Origin of the sequence: Pseudomonas graminis (genome assembly GCF_004364335.1) — a bacterium.
In the GTDB taxonomy this organism is placed as follows: Bacteria; Pseudomonadota; Gammaproteobacteria; order Pseudomonadales; family Pseudomonadaceae; genus Aquipseudomonas; species Aquipseudomonas graminis_D.
In genome coordinates this window covers 204,945-221,457 of record NZ_SOCR01000001.1, presented here as the reverse complement: position 1 = coordinate 221,457, position 16,513 = coordinate 204,945, and the positions used below count along the sequence as shown (strand labels likewise).

The following is a 16,513-nucleotide window of genomic DNA, read 5'->3' as shown; positions in this document are numbered from 1 at the left end:
ATTTGGACACATCAGGCGTGTGAATAGTAGGACCGGCTTTAGCCGGGAAGGGGCCGGTCTGACCACCCTCAAATTCGCGGTATGACACCTGACGCTTTCCCGGCTAAAGCCGGTCCTACGAACCGCACGCGACTCGGCGACCCGATTGGGTCGCGAAGGCTTTGATCCCATGCCTGCGCTGAAAAGGGGAGAGACCGAGCACGGGATTTCCCCACCGCCCGTCACCTATCCCGTCAGATGACCTGCCTTTCACACAGCATGCCCATACTGCACCCGTCTCTTCAGTTGAAACGGAGCACGTTATGACACTGCAATTCAATGTCCGAGACTACGGTGCAGTTGGCGATGGACATACATCTGACACCGCAGCCATTCAGGCCGCCATCGATGCGGCGGCCAAAGCCGGCGGCGGCGACGTTTACATTCCTGCCGGCACCTGGAGCCTGACCCCGGGCGACAAGCCAGCCGACGGCGCGCTGATGCTCAAAAGCAATGTGTTCATCAAAGGCGAGGGCATGGGCACCACGGTGCTCAAGCTGGCAGACGGCACCGACCAGGCGGTCACCGGCATCATCCGCTCGGCCAGCGGAGAGGCGACCCACGATTTCGGCGTGAGCAACCTCACCCTCGACGGCAATCGAGACAACACCAGCGGCAAGGTCGATGGCTGGTACAACGGCTTTCTGCCAGGGCAGCCGGGTCAGGACAGCAATGTCACGCTCTCCGGCGTCGAGATCCGTGATTGCTCGGGCTACGGCTTCGACCCCCACGAGCGCACCGCGAACATGCTTATCGAAAACAGCGTGTCCCACGGCAACGGGCTGGACGGCTTCGTTGCCGACTACCTGATCGACAGCACGTTTCGCAATAACCTGGCCTACGACAATGACCGCCACGGTTTCAATGTCGTCACGACCACCCACGACCTGGCGCTGCTGAACAACGTCTCCCACGACAACGGTGGCGGCGGCATCGTCGTCCAGCGCGGCAGCGAAAACATTCCCTCGCCGTACCACATCACCATCGAAGGTGGCGAGGTGTACGGCAATGCGGCTGAAGGCGTGTTGGTGAAGCTGTCCAATGGCGTTGATATCAGCGGCGTGGACATTCACCACAACGGCACCTCCGGCGTGCGTGTCTATGGCAGCACGGACGTTGAGGTTCGCGGCAATCTGATTCACGAAAACGCGCAGAAAGCCGGCATCGCTGAAGTGCTGCTCCAGCCCTTCGACGATCGCGGCGGCGTCTCCGGGAAGCTTCATCCGTCTGATCACAACACCTTCGCCGACAACATCATCACAGGCGGCGACAACAGCACGTTTGGGGTTGCAGAGGAGAGCGGTCAGACCGGCAGCACCTCGGTATACGGCAACACCTTCGCCCATCTGCAACAGGGCGCCGTATCGCTGCAAGGCGGGGGCGACCACGTCGGGACCAACCCTGTGCTGAACGCCATCGACGGCGCAAGTGCCGGCGATTCCCTCAATGGCACGGCCAAGGCCGACTCGATCAATGGCAAGGACGGGGCAGACACCCTCGACGGCGGATCGGGGGCGGACCTGCTCTGGGGCGGCGCCGGCCATGACCGACTGCTGGGCGGCAGCGGCAACGACACCCTGATCGGCGGCGCCGATGCCGACGTGCTGTTTGGCGGCGCGGGCTCGGATCTGTTTCTGTTTACCTCAGTGTCCGACAGCTACCGGACGGCGACTGCCAGCCATGCCGACCGCATCGGCGACTTCGATGCCGCCCACGACACAATCGATGTGTCGGGCCTCGGTTTTACCGGTTTCGGCGACGGCCATGACGGCACCTTGAAGTTCGCCACCAACGCCGAGCACACCCGGGTCTACCTGAAAGACCTGGACGCCGACGTGCAAGGGCATCGGTTCGAACTGGTGCTGGACGGTGATTTCAAAGCCGGGCTCCCATCGAAGTCCGTGGTATTTGCCGACACACCCGCGTTGTTGGCCAGCCCATCCACGACAGCGGATGCGGCGTCAGTGGAGCTGGTCGGCGTGGCTCAGGATCATCCGGAGGTTGCGCTCGTCTGACGCAGCGTCGGGTCCTCTCCGGCAGCACGCCGTGATGATCCGAGACAGGCACGCGCCGTGAGGTAATACCCACGGCGTGATGCCATTCAATTCCTGCACCCATTTCCGCACCCACCTTTGCATCCTTGCGACCTTCCCGCTAAAGTCGGCCTCCGGGCGTTTGCTGCGCCTGCGGTCCGCGCGAAGGGGTTTCCCCAAGGCAAGCGTTTTCCCGATCATTCATTCCAGCTCCCGGCTTGTCGGCGGACCGAGCCCTGTAAGGAGTTGGCATGCCTGCCACGAATGCGTCCCGTCAACACGGTCTGCTCGATGCACCAGCGTTGCGCAAGCGCGCAAAACGTCTGCTCAAAGCCCTGAAAAACGATGAATCGGAAGACGCCCGGTCGCAACTGCGCGCGATGGGTCTCCCTGGCCCCGATTATTGACTCGCCGACACCCAATGGCTGGTGGCCCGCGAGGCCGGGTTTGCCAGTTGGCCCAAATTGATCGCCCACGCCGATGCCGTCGCGTTTGCCACCCGCCATCCGGATTTCGCGGCGACGGGTGAGGCAAGCGTTCAGCACTGGCGCTGCGGCAACGACATCGAGCGCAGCTTGCGCGTTGCCGGCTTCGCAGGCTCGTTCCAGATGTTCGACGACCCCATGGTCATGGGCCCGGTACCGGCACTGCCCGACGATGACTATTGGGCGGTGCGCGCTGCGTTTGCCCAACACGCCTTCGGCTTGTCAGCCGGTGATGCCGGGCAGCGCCAGGCGGTTCAGCGTCGTGCCTTGGCCCGCCTGAATGCCGACAGTGAACTGGTGCTGTGGTGCGAGGCCGATGCCTACGATCAGCTGTTTCTGGTGCGCTTGCTGGCGAGTCTGCGCAGCGCTGGGTCGGCGGTGTGCAGATTGTTGCCGATCGCTCGCCCTGGGTGGCCAACGAAGAAGGGCGGGTGTGGCGCCGCTGACTAGGACGGAGAGGTCAGCGACTTCTCCATGATGATCGTCCGCTCCTCGCCATGGTATTCATCCCGAATTGCCGAGTAGCCCAGTGACCGGTAGAAGCCCTCGGCCGTGATGGAAGAGGGCACACGCAACTGACTGACGCCGTGGGTGGTGGCGGCCGATTCCACGGCCGCCATCAACGCGCGCCCGGCCCCCTGGCCTTGGTATGCGGGTGCGACGAATACGCTGCGGACCGTGGCTTGATCAAGGCTCGCCGTGGCAATGATCTCTTCGCCGAGGCTGGCCACGTACACCTGCCGCTGCGCCAGCAAACGCAGGATCGCCGACGGGGAAAAACTCAGCTCCACCTGGGCGATGACGGCGGCAGAATAGTCCTGGCTATTGGACTCGCGCAGGGTGGCCACAATGACGTGGCTGATCGCGTTGGCATCCTTGTCCGTTGCCTTGCGGATCAGGCGGTTCATGGGGCTGCGCTCCTGAGAAAACTGAAAACTCCTGCCTTCTGACACGAGCTCTCGAAGTAATAGGGCAATGCCTTGATTGCGGCCATGGCCGCGCAATTTTCCTTCAGCTCACCCGGAAAATCTTGAGTTTGGGCCGTTTTGCCGAATTTTTCTTGACTGCATATATTCGTGTCTGTGCCTTCACCGCCCGACCACGCCGGTATCTTTGAGGATCCTGCCGGCATCCCGCGCCGGAGGAAGCCCGAACACCCGGGCGTAATCACGACTGAACTGGGTGGCGCTCTCATAGCCCACCTCGAACGCGGCCGCCATGACGCTCCTGGCGTTGGCGACCATCAGCGTTCTGGCCTGCAGCAGGCGAACCCGCTTCTGGTACTGCAAAGGGCTCAGGTGGGTGACCGCCTTGAAATGTCGATGAAACGCCGAGACGCTCATTGAAGCATGCTCTGCCAGCCGCTCCACCCCCAAGGGTTGAGCGAAGTCACGGCGGATCCACTGGATGGCCATGTTGACCCGGGCCATCGCGCTGTCCGGCGCGGCGATTTCGCGCAACATCCAGCCGAGCGGGCCCTGGAGCACGCGGAAGATGATTTCCCGTTCATAGACCGGGGCGAGGGCGGCGATGGCATCCGGGTCGCCCATCAGCCGCAGCATTCGCACCCAGGCATCCATGAGGTCATCTGTCATCAATGCGACGGAAAACCCCGCATCCTGTTCAGCGCGGCCGGCAGGTTTGGGCAGGTCGGCGAACAGCGTGGCGAGCACGGCCGGGTCCAGCGTCAGGCTGACCGCCAGATAAGGCTCGCCCGTTTCGGCCGGATGCACAGAACCCACTGCAGGCAGATCGATGGACATCACAAAATAGGTGGCCGGGTCGTACCTGAGCGTACGATTTCCCACGGTCATGCTTTTGCTGCCCTGCAAGATCACGTTGATCATCGGGTCATAGACCGCCGCCAGCAGGTGCTCGGGGACTTTGCCCTGGACCATGGCCACCCGGGGAATGCCCGTTTCGGTGCGACGGTTCTCAGCACCGGCGGCAAGCAGTCTGAGTTCATTCAGTTGTTTTTCCATGGGCAGCATGCTGAGGCTGAGCGTCATCCCACGCAAGGGAAAAGCAGAAACGGACAGGTTTGGAGCAGGAACGGACACGTCCTTGAACGCTGTGGTGGGTACTGTGGAGCCACATTCGAATCACAGAGGAACACGGCATGGGCGTTATCGTGATTACAGGCGGCAGCCGCGGGATTGGTGCAAGTGCAGCCGAACATGCGGCGAAGCGGGGGATGGGGGTCATCCTGACTTACAACGCCCACCCTCAGGCCGCGGCGTCGGTCGTCGAACGCATTGCACACGCCGGTGGTAAAGCCGTTGCGCTGAAACTCGACGTGTCTGACGTCGGCAGCTTCGCGGCGTTTCGCGAATCGGTGGTCAGTGCGCTGGGTGAAATCTGGGCGACAGACACGCTGAGTGGCCTGGTCAACAACGCCGGCTACGGCCTGTTCAACCCATTGGCGACGGTCAGCGAAGCGCAGTTCGACGGGCTTTTCAATGTACACCTCAAAGGTCCGTTCTTCCTGACTCAAGCGCTGCTGCCGTTACTGGCCGAGAACGCCAGCATCGTCAATCTCACCAGCGCCACCACGCGAGTGGCCACCGCAGGCGTCGCACCCTACGCCGCGTTCAAGGGCGGCCTTGAGGTGCTGACCCGCTACATGGCCAAGGAATTCGGCGAGCGGCGAATTCGTGCCAATGCGGTATCACCGGGGGCCATCCGCACAGAACTGGGTGGCGGCCTCAACGATGAGTTCGAAGCGATGCTGGCGGCTCAAACAGCGCTCGGCAGAGTGGGCGAACCGGAAGACGTTGGCCGGGTGATTGCCATGCTGCTGTCCGACGAGAGCGGCTGGATCAATGCCCAGACCCTTGAAGTCGCCGGCGGCTACAACATCTGACCACGGGAGGGTTTTCAGAATGCTGGATCATATTTTTCTGTCAGTGAGCGACATCCCGCGTTCCGTCCGCTTCTACGACGCAGCGTTGAGGGAACTGGGTATTACGTCACGGCTGGACTACGACGGCAGGGACGGCCCGCCTGGGCACCCTGACCTGAAAGGCTTCGGCGCCAACGGCCGGGTGTTTTTCTGGCTACGTGAAGGGGTTGTCGAAGGACGCGCTGTCCACGTCGGCTTCGTCGCCAACAGCCAGGCTGAAGTAGACGCCGCCTACGCCGCCGCCATGAATCACGGCGCGGTGGACAATGGCGCGCCGGGCGCACGCTTGCACTACGACCCCGATTACTACGCTGCCAATGTGCTGGACCCGGATGGCTACAATCTCGAATTCGTCTACAAAAAATGGCAGCACGGCCAATGAGCATCCTTCTGATCTATGGCGCCACGGGTTACACCGGGCGCATGGCCGCCGAGCGCGCGAAAGCCCAAGGGCTGGCGTTCGAAATCGCCGGGCGCAATCATCAGCGCCTCGAAGCACTGGCTGCACAACTAGACGTGCCTTATCGGGTGTTCGGTGCCGACGCCAATGCCGCCGCTTCGCTGTCAGGGATCTCGGTTTTGCTCAACTTCGCCGGGCCGTTTGCGCACACGGCCGGACCTCTGATGCGCGCCTGCATCCTCGCCGGGGTGGACTATCTGGACATTACGGCGGAGATCAACGTGTACCGGTTGGCCGAGCAACTGGGCGCCGAAGCGGCGGCACACGAGGTGATGTTGCTGCCTGGCGTCGGCTGGGATGTCGTCCCGACGGACTCGCTGGCGGTGCATGTCGCCAGGCGCGTTAACCAACCGCGCTCGCTGAGTATCGCGCTGCAGGTCCCGGGCTCGATGTCTCGGGGCTCCGCCATGAGTGTCAGCGAAATCATCGGCGCCGGGGTGCTCGCGAGGGTCAAGGGCGAACTTGTCGCAACGCCTGATGCACAGCCCCGTCAGTTTGATTTCGGTCAGGGACCACTGCTCTGTGCGCCGCTGTCCTTCGGGGATCTGGTGACGGCGTGGCATGCGACCGCCATTCCCGACATCACGATGTATGTGCACCTCTCGGGCGAAGCGTTTCCGGAGGGCGACCTTTCACTGCTTCCCGATGGCCCCGATGCTGCTGAGCGCGACACCCATCGCGCCCGGGCGGCGGTTGAGATAATGGGCGCCGATGGCTCGATGGCGCGGTCGGTCATCGAAACCGTCAACGGCTACACCTACACGCCACTCGCTGCGGTTGAAGCCGCCCGCCGCGTATTGGGCGGAGAGCGGCGGCCAGGTTTCGCGGCGCCGTCGCAGGTGTTCGGCGGCGGGTTTGCACTGAGCATCGCGGGTACGGCCATCACCGACCTGCCGGCCAGGCAGTGGCGGTCATGAAACTGCCGGCGGCGCAGCTCAGTTCGCTGCGCAGGGCAGTGCGGCGTTTCGTTTGACCCCGTGAGCGACCGTGAGCCAGCCCGAGGCGATGGCCAACAGCAAGGCGAACGTCGAGAGAATGCCGCCCACCCAGTTGGGCGCGGCGAAACCAAACCCCAAGGCGATGACCCAGCCGCCAAGCCAGGCGCCGATCGCGTTACCCAGGTTGAACAAGCCGATGTTCACGGAAGCAGCAAGGTTGGGGGCGCCTGCCGCGCGGGCCTTGTCCATCACCAGCCGCTGGATGGGCGCCACGCTGGCAAAGCCGAAGCCCGCCATCAGCAATACACAAATGGCCGATGCCACACGACTTTCCACCACGAAGAAGAACGCGAACAGCACCAGTGCCTGTCCCGCCAGCGTGGCATACAGCAGCGGCATCAATGCCCGGTCCGCCAGCTTGCCTCCGAGCAGGTTACCGATGAACAGGCCCAGGCCAAACAGAAAGAGAATGCCCGTCACGCCGTTGTTCGAGTACCCCGTCAGCTCCGTCATCATCGGCGAGATGTAGGTGATCGCCGTAAAGAAGGCCGCAGGACCCAGCACCGTGATGCCCATGGCAAGCAGCACGTGCACATTGACGAACGCGGACAGCTCGCGTCGCAGGCTCGGCACCGGATGCGGCTTGCCCTTGGGCACCAGCAAGGCCACGGCCAGCATGGCTACCACGCCGATGACGGTGATCGCCATGAAGGTCGCGCGCCAAGACACCATTTGCCCCAGCCACGTACCGGCGGGGGTGCCGACGAGGTTGGCGAGCGTCAGGCCGCTGAACATGAAGGCGATGGCACTGGTCCGGCGGTTGGGCGCTACCAGTTCGGAGTCGCCGCTGGTGTTTGACGCCCGTTGCGCCCCGCGCAGGGTGATGGGGCTGTTCACCGTCAAGTGGACTGACCCCGCTAGGCCAGACGTTCGCTCAGGCAGTCGAAATGCTCTACTGCTGGCGAGAGGACCACCCGCAAGCGCTGGACGATCTGGAGGCCAATATGGCCCGCGCCCGACCCGACAGTCTGTAAGCGCGGGCATTGTCGTCCCGTGATCACGCCGCCGACAGATGCTCGTACAGGATCGTCGCGCCGACCAGCATCAGCACAATGCCGCCGATGATTTCAGCGCGTTTGCCCACCACGGTCCCGAGCACGCGGCCCAGCATCACGCCGATGGTGACCATGATCGTCGTGGCGACACCGATGGCGGCGGCAGCGATCAGGATATTGACGTTGACGAAGGCCAGGCCAACGCCCACGGCCAGCGCGTCAATGCTGGTGGCGAAGGCGGTCACGGCCAATATCAGGAAGGAGTGCTGGTTGGGCTTTTCTTCTTCGGCCTCTTCGTGCTTGAGGCCGTTGTAGATCATGTGCACGCCGAGGATCAGCAAGAGCGTGAAGGCGATCCAGTGATCCCAGTTCTGGACGTAGGCTGTGGCGGCCTGGCCAATGAGCCAGCCGATCAGGGGCGTAATGCCCTCAATCACGCCAAAGATAATGCCGGTGCGCAGCGCTTCTATCAAACGAGGTTTGTGCAGGCTCGCGCCTTTACCGATGGCCGCTGCGAAAGCGTCCGTGGACATGGCCAAAGCCAGAAGAATGAGGGAAATCGGGTTCACGGTTATGTTCCAGTCGGGCTATGAGTCAACGACGCAACCACACGCCCGACTTTAGGCATGGATGCATCGTTGGTCTCGCCAACCCGAAGGTGTTCGTGCCACGGCAGGCCGCCGAGAATGTTGACACGAACGCTCTGTGACACGGGGTCCAGAGCAGGCTACTCCCCAACAAGGGCCGCTACTATAACCCGTGAATGTAAAAAAAATGTCGACTCACCCTGTGTTTCAGCGAGTCAGCTTTGCGCTTAACCCGCTTCCGACGTCGCGATACACCCCAGGATTCTCAAGTACAGGCTCACTGTCGTACCCGCCCCGGGCGCCGTTTCGATGCGGGCGTCACCGCCCGATTTGATCGCGAAATCTTTTACCTGAGCCAGCCCTAGCCCTGTGCCTTCGCCTGTCGCTTTGGTGGTGAAGAAAGGCTCGAACACCTGACGCGCGACCACGGCAGTCATGCCAGGGCCGTTGTCGCTGACGCTGACCACGAGGTAGTCGCCCTGTTGCAGCGACAGATCATCCTCCACATGCACCCAGCGGGTGGACACACGAACCTGGCCGGAACCCTTCAACGCATCACGGGCATTGCTGAGCAGGTTCATCACGACTGCGTGGAGTTGGGCTTCGACACAGAGGACGCCCCAGCCCCATTCCGCCAGATCGAAATCAAGATCGATGCCTTCGCTCATCGAGTGGCGCATCAGCGGCTGCGCTGCGTGAAGGCGTGCGGTGACATCGATGCAAATCAGTTCAGGCCCGTCACCGCGCACGCTGGACATCAAATAACTGATGAGCTGCCGGCCTTGCTCAACGGCTTGCAGACCGGTTTCGGCGAAACGCTCAACGTCTACTGGTCGCCGGGACCGCAGGCGGGTCATCTGAAACGCGGCGCTGACGCTTTGCAGCAAATTGTTGAAGTCATGGGCAATGCTCGCGGTAAGCATGCCCAGCGACGAAATGCAGCGTTCGTTCTGCAGCAGGGGCGTGACCTCGCCCGGATTTTGCTCGGCTTGGGTGAATTGTTCCTGAAAGCGCGCCAGTTGCTGGGCACGTTGCTTGCTGAGCAATCGGGCTTCCAGCAACGCCGCCGCCTGCCGGGCCAATGCCTGCAAGGCAAGGTATTGGCGTTCGCTCAGCTGCCGGGGTTGCGTATCGATCACGCAGACGGTGCCCAGTGCGAGGCCGCTGTCCGTAATAATGGGCGCGCCTGCGTAGAAACGTATGTAGGGCGGGCCGAGCACCAGAGGGCTGTAGGCAAAGCGAGGGTCCAAGGCCGCGTCTTCGACGACCAGCACCTGCGCGGGATCAAGAATCGCATGGCCGCAGAACGCCAGGTCCCGGTGGGTTTCCTGCACCCCGAGGCCCACGCAGGCCTTGAACCACTGGCGATCCCGATCCACCAGCGACACCAGCGCAATGGGCGCGTCGCACAAGGTGGTGGCCAGCAGGACGATGTCGTCGAATGCCTTCTCACTGGCAGAGTCCAGCACATCCAGGTGCTCGAGCGACAGGGCGCGCTCTTCCTCGTTGAAAGGAAATGGGGCGGGATGGTGGGCCATCGATAGTCTGCGTTGGGAAATAAATAATTGCGCATCATGCGCTGTGGCCAGTTGCCCGGCAAGGGCGGCGGTCTGTTGACCAGTCGCCGCAGTAGAGGGAATTGTCAAAGCGCCGTCAGGTGACCCGATCACCCGATTCTCCGGGCCAGGCCTGTCAGACATGGATAACCTCACTTGCCATGCCCACCAGGGTTACCTCATTCGTCGGGGCGAAGATCATGTCAGCATTGCGAAGGTCCTGGGTCCAGTCGCCGGTGAGCCCGATTTCGAACCGATGGCCCTGAGCGTCCGGTTCCACATCCTTCAGGTAGGTGCGGTCCAGGTCTTGGTTATAGACCATCTTCAGTGTGGTCCCGGTACCGTCTCCGAAACCTGTGTAACCCAACGCCGACACGTCGATCTTGTCGTTGTTGTCGGCGAACCGGACAATCAGGTCCACGAAGCTCTGGCTGTCCGTGCGGTAGCTGTCAGTGGCTGCCGTGTAGCGGAACACGTCAGCGTCATTGATGCCATTGCGCCCATAGACTGAAAGGTTCGGGTCGTCGCCGCCGCTCAGCAGGTCGGCCCCCGCGCCGCCGATGATCACATCCGAGCCTCTGCCGCCATCAATACGGTCGTTACCGGCCAGGCCGTAGATGACCTCCGACATGGCACTCCCCGTGATCAAGTCCTTGCCAGCCGTCCCTTCGACGGTGGGCGCCGTGAACACCAGGTTGGTGCTGTTCAACTGCCCCGTCAGGTTGCCTTCGAGCGCCAGTTCAAAGCGCTGCCCGTCGGCATTGGCCTCGAAACTTTTCAGGTAAGTGCGGGTGCCGTCAGCGTTGGCCTGGATGGCCAGCGTGCCATTGTGGCCGTCGCCAATGCCGGTGAATCCCAACGCGATCAGGTCTACCCGGTCCTGGGAGGCGTCGAAGTCTAGAATCCGGTCGCTGCCGGTTTCCGTAGCGGTGCGGTAGCTGTCGCTGATCTGGCTGAAACGGAAAATGTCTGCACCCGTCCCGCCTGTCAGCACGTCACGGCCACCCGCGCCCTGCAGCAGATCGTCACCGCCCAGGCCGCGAATGATCTCGGCCGTATCATTGCCGATCAGGTGATTGGCCTCGCTGGAGCCCTCCACATGGAATTGCCCGTCCTGGCTGCCAAAGGTGGTGTCCAGGCTGCCATCGGCGTTCAGTCGGGTGATCACATCGCCGGCGATCAGGATTTTGCCATCGGGCTGAACGATTGCCGAGTGGGCATAGGCGGAGTCGCCCTGGGGCACCTGAAGGGTGAGCTTGCCATCACCGCTAAAGGAGGTGTCGAAGGAACCGTCCGCATTCAGCCGCAGTACGTTGAAGGCGGTACTGTCGTGACTCTCGCCGGCAATGATGATCTTGCCATCGGCTTGTACGGTGATTGCAGCGCGGTAGTCCAGCCCCAGCGCGGTATCGAAGTACACCACGCCGTCCACGCCAAACGCGGTATCCAGGTTGCCGTCGGCTGCAAGTCGCTGAACGGCATAGACCGGATCGCCCGGGTCGTGGGGGCCGTCTGAGCCCACGTACAGCCAACTGCCGAGCAGTACGCTGCCGTCATGCTGCACAACGGTGGCGATATTGCCGGTGCCGTAACGCCCGGTCGGGTTGAGGACAAGTGCGCCGTCGGCAGCGAAATCCTCGACCGGCGCCCCGGTGCCGTCCAGCTTGAACACGATCGCTTGGGACGTGCCACGAAGGCTGACGTACACCGAGCCGTCTGCTGTCGCATACATCGCCAGGCCGTCGTAGCTGAAGGGCGGGACCACTGCTGCGGCGCCGTCGTGGCCGAAGGTGGTGTCCAGGGTGCCGTCCAGATTAAAGCGTTCGACTTTTAAACCGCCAAGCCCCGGCTGCGCTGCGAGCACTTTGCCGTCGGCCTGCACCGCCATGACATAGTCGGCATCGTCTTCCGGATCCAGGTTGCCGGGCACGAGGGCAACCCCGTCCTGGCTGAACGTGGTGTCCAGGCTGCCGTCAGTGTTGAGGCGCACCGCCGTGAAGCTGCCGCGCGTGCCATAGCTTTCATCGCCCGGCGAGCCCGGGTAACCAATGGTGGTCTGGAAGCTTTCGCCGCCAACGAGGATCTTGCCGTCAGGCTGGAGAATGATGCTCCAGGTCTGATCGCCCCCCGTGGAGGGGTCCACCTGCACGGTGCCTGGGCCGGTGCGGACGGTGTAATTGATGGTGGCCTTGCTGTCGGTTGAAGCCATGACATTGTCCTTTTGACATGGAGCTTGACGGGATTTGACGGCGTGCGGGAATGACCCAGTGAGGTTGACCATGGAAGCGTCAATAAATGCGACCGATTTCGCTTTGTCGGTCCAAGGCTGTCAGCGCTCCACTTGAAAAGTGGATCGCCTGACGGGTCTGCGCCGTGCTCGTCAAACGTCTTGCGCGAAATCACGTCGGGCTGCGGCGGTCACCTTCACATTGCTTAAATATTGCTGTGACACAGTTTCATGTCGCTTGATCAAGCATCCGACAGAGTCAGACAGCCGCTCCAGGGATTCCGGGCGGCTGGCTGGTTCTGTAAAAGGACTCATGAAATGAATGTCACCGTCTTAAGCGCAGGATTCGCACGACTGACCCAGGCTGATCGCCGCCAGGCGGTAGCCCAATGACGGTGCTGGTCACCGGGGTTGCCGGGTTCATCGGCTTTCACATGGCCAGAACCTTGTGCCGCCAGGGCGTTCACGTGGTGGGCATCGACAACCTCAACGATTACTACAGCGTTGACCTCAAGCGTGCCCGACTGGCCCAGCTTGAACACTTCCCGTCCTTTCAATTCCAGCAAATCGACATCGTCGATCCAAACGCTTTGCTTGGCCTCTTCATCGCGTGGGGCTTCAGCGAGGTCATTCATCTGGCGGCGCAGGCGGGGGTTCGGTATTCCATCGACAACCCGGGCGTGTACGCCGACGCCAATCTGGTCGGGTTTCTCAACGTGCTCGAAGCCTGCCGGACGTACCCCGTAAAGCACCTCGTTTATGCGTCGAGCAGTTCGGTGTACGGCGCCAATACCAAGATGCCGTTTGCGGTGGAAGACGCCGTTGAACAACCCGTTTCGCTGTATGCCGCGACCAAGCGTGCCAATGAGCTGATGGCCTACAGCTATTCGCATCTGTACCGGATTCCGGCGACGGGCCTGAGGTTTTTTACCGTCTACGGGCCGTGGGGGCGCCCGGACATGGCGCTGTTCAAATTCACCCGGGCCATCCTCAACGGCGAGCCCATCGATATCTACAACGACGGCGAGATGGCGCGGGATTTCACCTACATCGACGACATCATCGAGTCGATGAACCGGCTGTTGCCCCGGCCACCGCCGCTCACGGGAGAGGCGGCGCCGTGTCAGCTTTTCAACATCGGCCGAGGGGCGCCGGTAAAGCTTCTCGACTTCGTGCAGTGCCTGGAATCGGCGTTGGGGATTCAGGCCAAGCGCAACTATCTGCCGCTTCAGCCGGGTGACGTGCTGCAAACCTGGGCCGACGTTGCCGGCCTGGCGAGATGGATCGACTTCAGTCCCCAGGTCGGGCTGGAGCAGGGCGTGGCTGAATTCGTGCGCTGGTATCGCGATTTCTACCCCTGCAAACAAGGCCAGCAGGCCAGACAGGCAAAACAGGCCAGACAATCAAAACAAGAGGCGCGGTGGGCGTGATGAGTGAATCGCTGTTTGTGTCGGTGTTGATCCCGGCAAAGAATGAAGCGCAAAACCTGCCTTCATTGCTCAATGAAGTACGCACCGCGTTGGCCGGTGAGCGCTACGAGGTGCTGGTGGTCGACGACGGCAGCACCGACGACACGCTGCGTGTGCTGCAGCAGATCAAGGCCGAGGGCTACGAACCGCTGCGGATCCTGCACCACGGGGTTTCCCTCGGGCAGAGCACATCGATCTGGCATGCCGCCCACGCCGCGCGCGGTGAGTGGCTGGCGACGCTGGACGGTGACGGCCAGAACGACCCCGCCGATTTGCCCGGCATGCTGACGCTGGTGCGCCATGCAGGAGAGGGCAACGACCAGAACCCACTTGAGCCGCTGACCTTGGTGGCGGGGCACCGCGTCAACCGCCGGGACACCGCCAGCAAGCGCTGGGCGTCCCGCTTCGCCAATGGCTTGCGCAGCCGCCTGCTCAAGGACGCGACGCCTGATACGGGCTGCGGGCTGAAGCTGATCCAGCGAGCGGCGTTTCTGCGACTGCCTTATTTCGATCACATGCACCGCTTCATCCCCGCGTTGATCCAGCGCCATCACGGCCGAATGATCGTCCATCCGGTTCACCATCGGCATCGGCAGGCCGGCGTTTCCAACTACGGCAACCTCGACCGGGCGCTGGTCGGCATCCTCGACTTGTTCGGGGTCTGGTGGCTGGTGCGCCGCACCCGACTCAACACCCGGCCCGAGGAGATGAACGGATGAATTTCACCCGCGAAACGCTCTGGCTTGCGGTGGGATTTCTCGGTCAGGCGGTCTTCACCGGCCGTTTCGTCTTGCAGTGGCTGTACAGCGAAATCAAGAAGCGCAGCGTGATTCCGGTGGGGTTCTGGTACCTGAGCATGCTCGGCAGCGCATTGCTGCTGATCTATGCCATCTACCGCGAAGACCCGGTGTTCATCATTGGCCAGTCGTTTGGCTTTCTGGTTTACCTGCGCAACCTGCAGCTGATTGCCAAACACAAAGACCTGAAGGAATAGCCGGTGGGACGTTTTCAATCTCCCGCGTGGCAATGCCTGGCGCTGGTGGCGCTGTCCCTGCTGCTGGTCGGCGCAGGCTTTGGCATCAGGCAGCCGCTTAATGTCGACGAAGAAAGGTTCCTGGGCGTAGCACTGGAGATGCTGCACAGTGGCAGTTGGCTGATCCCCCATCGGGCCGGCGAAATCTACGGCGACAAGCCGCCCTTGTTCATGTGGACGGTGGCGTTTTTCACCTGGCTGACCGGCTCGCCGTCGCTGGCACTCTTCATCCCGGGCCTGCTCTCGGCGGCGACCTCCACGGCGGTGTTGTACGACTTGGGCCGTCGCCTGTGGTCCCGCAGAGTGGGGCGCATTGCTGCGCTGCTGTTTCTGGCGACTTACCAGACCTACAGCATTCTGCGCACCGGCCAGATCGACAGCTTCCTGTGCCTGTGGGTCGCGCTCGGCTTCTACGGCATGGTCCGGCATCTTCTGCTGGGGCCGGCGTGGGGCTGGTTCTACCTCGGGTGTCTGGCCATGGGCCTGGGCATCATCAGCAAGGGGGTCGGTTTTCTGCCGGCGTTGATGCTGGTGCCCTACGGTTATGCCGTGCGAAAGGGCTGGCCGGGTGTGGCCGTCATGCCGGGGCAGGGGCTTCGCTGGGCGGCCGGTTTTCTGGGGGTGCTGGCGGGTTGTGCGGTCTGGCTGGTGCCGCTGCTTGTCACTGTGTGGCTCAAGGGTGGCCCTGACGAAGTGGCGTACCTGAAGGAAATCCTGTTTCACCAGACCGGTGGCCGCTACGCGTCGGCCTGGGATCACCGCGAACCGTTCTGGTATTTCCTCACCGTCATCCCGCAGTACTGGCTGCCGTTGGTGCTGGCGTTGCCGTGGCTGGTACCCGCCTGGCGTCGCCAACTGCGAAAGCACGACGCCCGGATTTTGCTGTTGCTGGGCTGGGTGGTCCTGGTGGTGCTGTTTTTCTGCCTGAGCACCGGCAAGCGCAAAATCTACATCTTCCCTGCGTTACCAGGCCTGGTGCTGGCCGCCGCGCCGCTGATTCCGTGGCTGCTTCGACGCTGGTTTGGCGATCGCCCGAAGGCTCGCGCCGTGTTTGGTGTGGCGGTGGTGGCGTGGTTTTGCCTGTGGTTCGGCCGTGGCTTCGTCGAGCCGTTCACCGACGGCCCCAATCCGCACAAGGTGCTGATGGGCGAAGCGGCCCGGCTGACTGATGGCGCCGAACTGGTGCTGGTCGGCTGGCGGGAAGGGCATTGGTTGTTCGCCCGCCAGCCGGTGGTGCACTTCGGGTTCGCCGATCAATCCGCCGTCGAGCACGCCGCGCTCTGGCTGCGCACCCATCCTTCGGCATTCGCCTTGGTGCCAGCCGCTGAACTGGAGCACTGTTTCATGGCAGACAAGGCTCGCCGGTTGGGGTCAACGTCGAGGGCGGAGTGGTGGATCGTCGGGCCCGAGGCGGACAATGGTCGCTGTGAGCCGCCCGCGCCTGTGCGAGCTTATCGCTTCTCATGGGGTTCTGACGCGCTGTAGGCCCGTTGCGCACGCGGGCCGGTCTTTCGAGGGCGGCAGATCAGAGGCTCCGTGATTCAATCACCGCTGCTGAAAACACCCATTGAGATCCTCGATCAAACCCGGGCCGGTCGGGACACCCTCGGCGCAGGTGCTGAACCGGATTGCCGCCGATGCCGATCGTGTACGGGCGGCGATCGAAGACCATTCCCGGCTGAAGCCGGGGCTTTCTGTGGAAGCGGCATTAGCCGGGAAGACGTCGGAA

Annotated in this window: 15 protein-coding genes and 1 pseudogene; 10 read left to right on the top strand and 6 right to left on the bottom strand. The window is 62.6% G+C overall.

The genetic code is table 11. The annotated features are described in order from the left end of the window. Window positions 1-302: 302 nt before the first annotated feature. The 3 genes and pseudogenes from EC919_RS00970 to EC919_RS00965 form a co-directional block, all read left to right on the top strand. Window positions 303-1,703 (top strand): annotated as a pseudogene (locus EC919_RS00970) (right-handed parallel beta-helix repeat-containing protein); the annotation flags it as partial. A gap of 620 nt (window positions 1,704-2,323) precedes the next feature. Further along, window positions 2,324-2,479, top strand: coding sequence for a hypothetical protein (locus EC919_RS27315; RefSeq protein WP_243842163.1), 156 nt, complete (start codon window positions 2,324-2,326; stop codon window positions 2,477-2,479). A gap of 21 nt (window positions 2,480-2,500) precedes the next feature. Continuing rightward, complete coding sequence (locus EC919_RS00965) at window positions 2,501-3,007, top strand: DUF1835 domain-containing protein (RefSeq protein WP_243842162.1); 507 nt, start codon at window positions 2,501-2,503, stop codon at window positions 3,005-3,007. Here the strand turns inward: EC919_RS00965 and EC919_RS00960 are convergent. Both EC919_RS00960 and EC919_RS00955 read right to left on the bottom strand, forming a co-directional pair. Beyond that, window positions 3,004-3,465, bottom strand: a complete 462-nt coding sequence (locus EC919_RS00960) for a GNAT family N-acetyltransferase (RefSeq protein WP_133770345.1) — start codon at window positions 3,463-3,465, stop codon at window positions 3,004-3,006. The genes EC919_RS00965 and EC919_RS00960 overlap by 4 nt on opposite strands. Before the next feature lie 180 nt (window positions 3,466-3,645). After that, window positions 3,646-4,539: an AraC family transcriptional regulator gene (locus EC919_RS00955; RefSeq protein WP_133770343.1), complete on the bottom strand. Its 894-nt coding sequence runs from the start codon at window positions 4,537-4,539 to the stop codon at window positions 3,646-3,648. Between the two features lie 137 nt (window positions 4,540-4,676). Between EC919_RS00955 and EC919_RS00950 the strand changes: the two genes are divergently transcribed. From EC919_RS00950 to EC919_RS00940, 3 genes are read left to right on the top strand one after another with little or no spacing between them, the layout of a single operon-like run. Then, a complete protein-coding gene (locus EC919_RS00950; RefSeq protein WP_133770341.1) occupies window positions 4,677-5,420 on the top strand; it encodes an SDR family NAD(P)-dependent oxidoreductase in 744 nt (247 codons plus the stop codon). A 19-nt stretch (window positions 5,421-5,439) separates the two neighbouring features. After that, on the top strand, window positions 5,440-5,841 hold the full coding sequence (locus EC919_RS00945) for a VOC family protein (protein ID WP_133770339.1): 402 nt from the start codon (window positions 5,440-5,442) through the stop codon (window positions 5,839-5,841). Beyond that, on the top strand, window positions 5,838-6,836 hold the full coding sequence (locus tag EC919_RS00940) for a saccharopine dehydrogenase family protein (RefSeq protein ID WP_133770337.1): 999 nt from the start codon (window positions 5,838-5,840) through the stop codon (window positions 6,834-6,836). Before EC919_RS00945 ends, EC919_RS00940 begins: the two co-directional genes overlap by 4 nt. A gap of 18 nt (window positions 6,837-6,854) precedes the next feature. Here the strand turns inward: EC919_RS00940 and EC919_RS00935 are convergent, their stop codons facing one another. The 4 genes from EC919_RS00935 to EC919_RS00920 all read right to left on the bottom strand — a co-directional run bounded on the left by EC919_RS00935 (window position 6,855) and on the right by EC919_RS00920 (window position 12,264). After that, window positions 6,855-7,754 carry an MFS transporter gene (locus EC919_RS00935; RefSeq protein ID WP_243842185.1) on the bottom strand — a complete coding sequence of 300 codons (900 nt, stop codon included), beginning with the start codon at window positions 7,752-7,754 and terminating at the stop codon, window positions 6,855-6,857. Window positions 7,755-7,914: 160 nt separating this feature from the next. After that, a complete protein-coding gene (mntP, locus tag EC919_RS00930) occupies window positions 7,915-8,481 on the bottom strand; it encodes a manganese efflux pump MntP (RefSeq protein ID WP_133770335.1) in 567 nt (188 codons plus the stop codon). 245 nt (window positions 8,482-8,726) lie between these two features. Continuing rightward, window positions 8,727-10,037, bottom strand: a complete 1,311-nt coding sequence (locus tag EC919_RS00925; RefSeq protein ID WP_133770333.1) for an ATP-binding protein — start codon at window positions 10,035-10,037, stop codon at window positions 8,727-8,729. A 154-nt stretch (window positions 10,038-10,191) separates the two neighbouring features. Beyond that, window positions 10,192-12,264: a M10 family metallopeptidase C-terminal domain-containing protein gene (locus EC919_RS00920; protein ID WP_133770331.1), complete on the bottom strand. Its 2,073-nt coding sequence runs from the start codon at window positions 12,262-12,264 to the stop codon at window positions 10,192-10,194. Between the two features lie 407 nt (window positions 12,265-12,671). On the opposite strand from EC919_RS00920, the gene EC919_RS00915 reads away from it, so the two are divergent. From EC919_RS00915 to EC919_RS00900, 4 genes are read left to right on the top strand one after another with little or no spacing between them, the layout of a single operon-like run. Next, window positions 12,672-13,712: an NAD-dependent epimerase gene (locus tag EC919_RS00915; RefSeq protein ID WP_133770329.1), complete on the top strand. Its 1,041-nt coding sequence runs from the start codon at window positions 12,672-12,674 to the stop codon at window positions 13,710-13,712. After that, the gene (locus EC919_RS00910; protein ID WP_133770328.1) at window positions 13,712-14,470 is read left to right on the top strand and encodes a glycosyltransferase family 2 protein; all 759 of its coding nucleotides are present in this window, start codon (window positions 13,712-13,714) and stop codon (window positions 14,468-14,470) included. The genes EC919_RS00915 and EC919_RS00910 overlap by 1 nt, the downstream gene beginning before the upstream one ends. Further along, window positions 14,467-14,745, top strand: a complete 279-nt coding sequence (locus tag EC919_RS00905; RefSeq protein ID WP_133770326.1) for a lipid-A-disaccharide synthase N-terminal domain-containing protein — start codon at window positions 14,467-14,469, stop codon at window positions 14,743-14,745. Before EC919_RS00910 ends, EC919_RS00905 begins: the two co-directional genes overlap by 4 nt. Window positions 14,746-14,748: 3 nt before the next feature. Continuing rightward, window positions 14,749-16,269, top strand: coding sequence for an ArnT family glycosyltransferase (locus tag EC919_RS00900; RefSeq protein ID WP_133770324.1), 1,521 nt, complete (start codon window positions 14,749-14,751; stop codon window positions 16,267-16,269). The last annotated feature ends 244 nt before the right edge of the window (window positions 16,270-16,513 follow it).

Bases quoted from the DNA above. Each gene is read 5' to 3' on its own strand.
- EC919_RS27315 (WP_243842163.1), top strand. From the start codon at position 2,324: ATGCCTGCCACGAATGCGTCCCGTCAACACGGTCTGCTCGATGCACCA.
- EC919_RS00960 (WP_133770345.1), bottom strand. From the start codon at position 3,465: ATGAACCGCCTGATCCGCAAGGCAACGGACAAGGATGCCAACGCGATC.
- EC919_RS00955 (WP_133770343.1), bottom strand. From the start codon at position 4,539: ATGGAAAAACAACTGAATGAACTCAGACTGCTTGCCGCCGGTGCTGAG.
- EC919_RS00950 (WP_133770341.1), top strand. From the start codon at position 4,677: ATGGGCGTTATCGTGATTACAGGCGGCAGCCGCGGGATTGGTGCAAGT.
- EC919_RS00945 (WP_133770339.1), top strand. From the start codon at position 5,440: ATGCTGGATCATATTTTTCTGTCAGTGAGCGACATCCCGCGTTCCGTC.
- EC919_RS00940 (WP_133770337.1), top strand. From the start codon at position 5,838: ATGAGCATCCTTCTGATCTATGGCGCCACGGGTTACACCGGGCGCATG.
- EC919_RS00925 (WP_133770333.1), bottom strand. From the start codon at position 10,037: ATGGCCCACCATCCCGCCCCATTTCCTTTCAACGAGGAAGAGCGCGCC.
- EC919_RS00920 (WP_133770331.1), bottom strand. From the start codon at position 12,264: ATGGCTTCAACCGACAGCAAGGCCACCATCAATTACACCGTCCGCACC.
- EC919_RS00915 (WP_133770329.1), top strand. From the start codon at position 12,672: ATGACGGTGCTGGTCACCGGGGTTGCCGGGTTCATCGGCTTTCACATG.
- EC919_RS00910 (WP_133770328.1), top strand. From the start codon at position 13,712: ATGAGTGAATCGCTGTTTGTGTCGGTGTTGATCCCGGCAAAGAATGAA.
- EC919_RS00905 (WP_133770326.1), top strand. From the start codon at position 14,467: ATGAATTTCACCCGCGAAACGCTCTGGCTTGCGGTGGGATTTCTCGGT.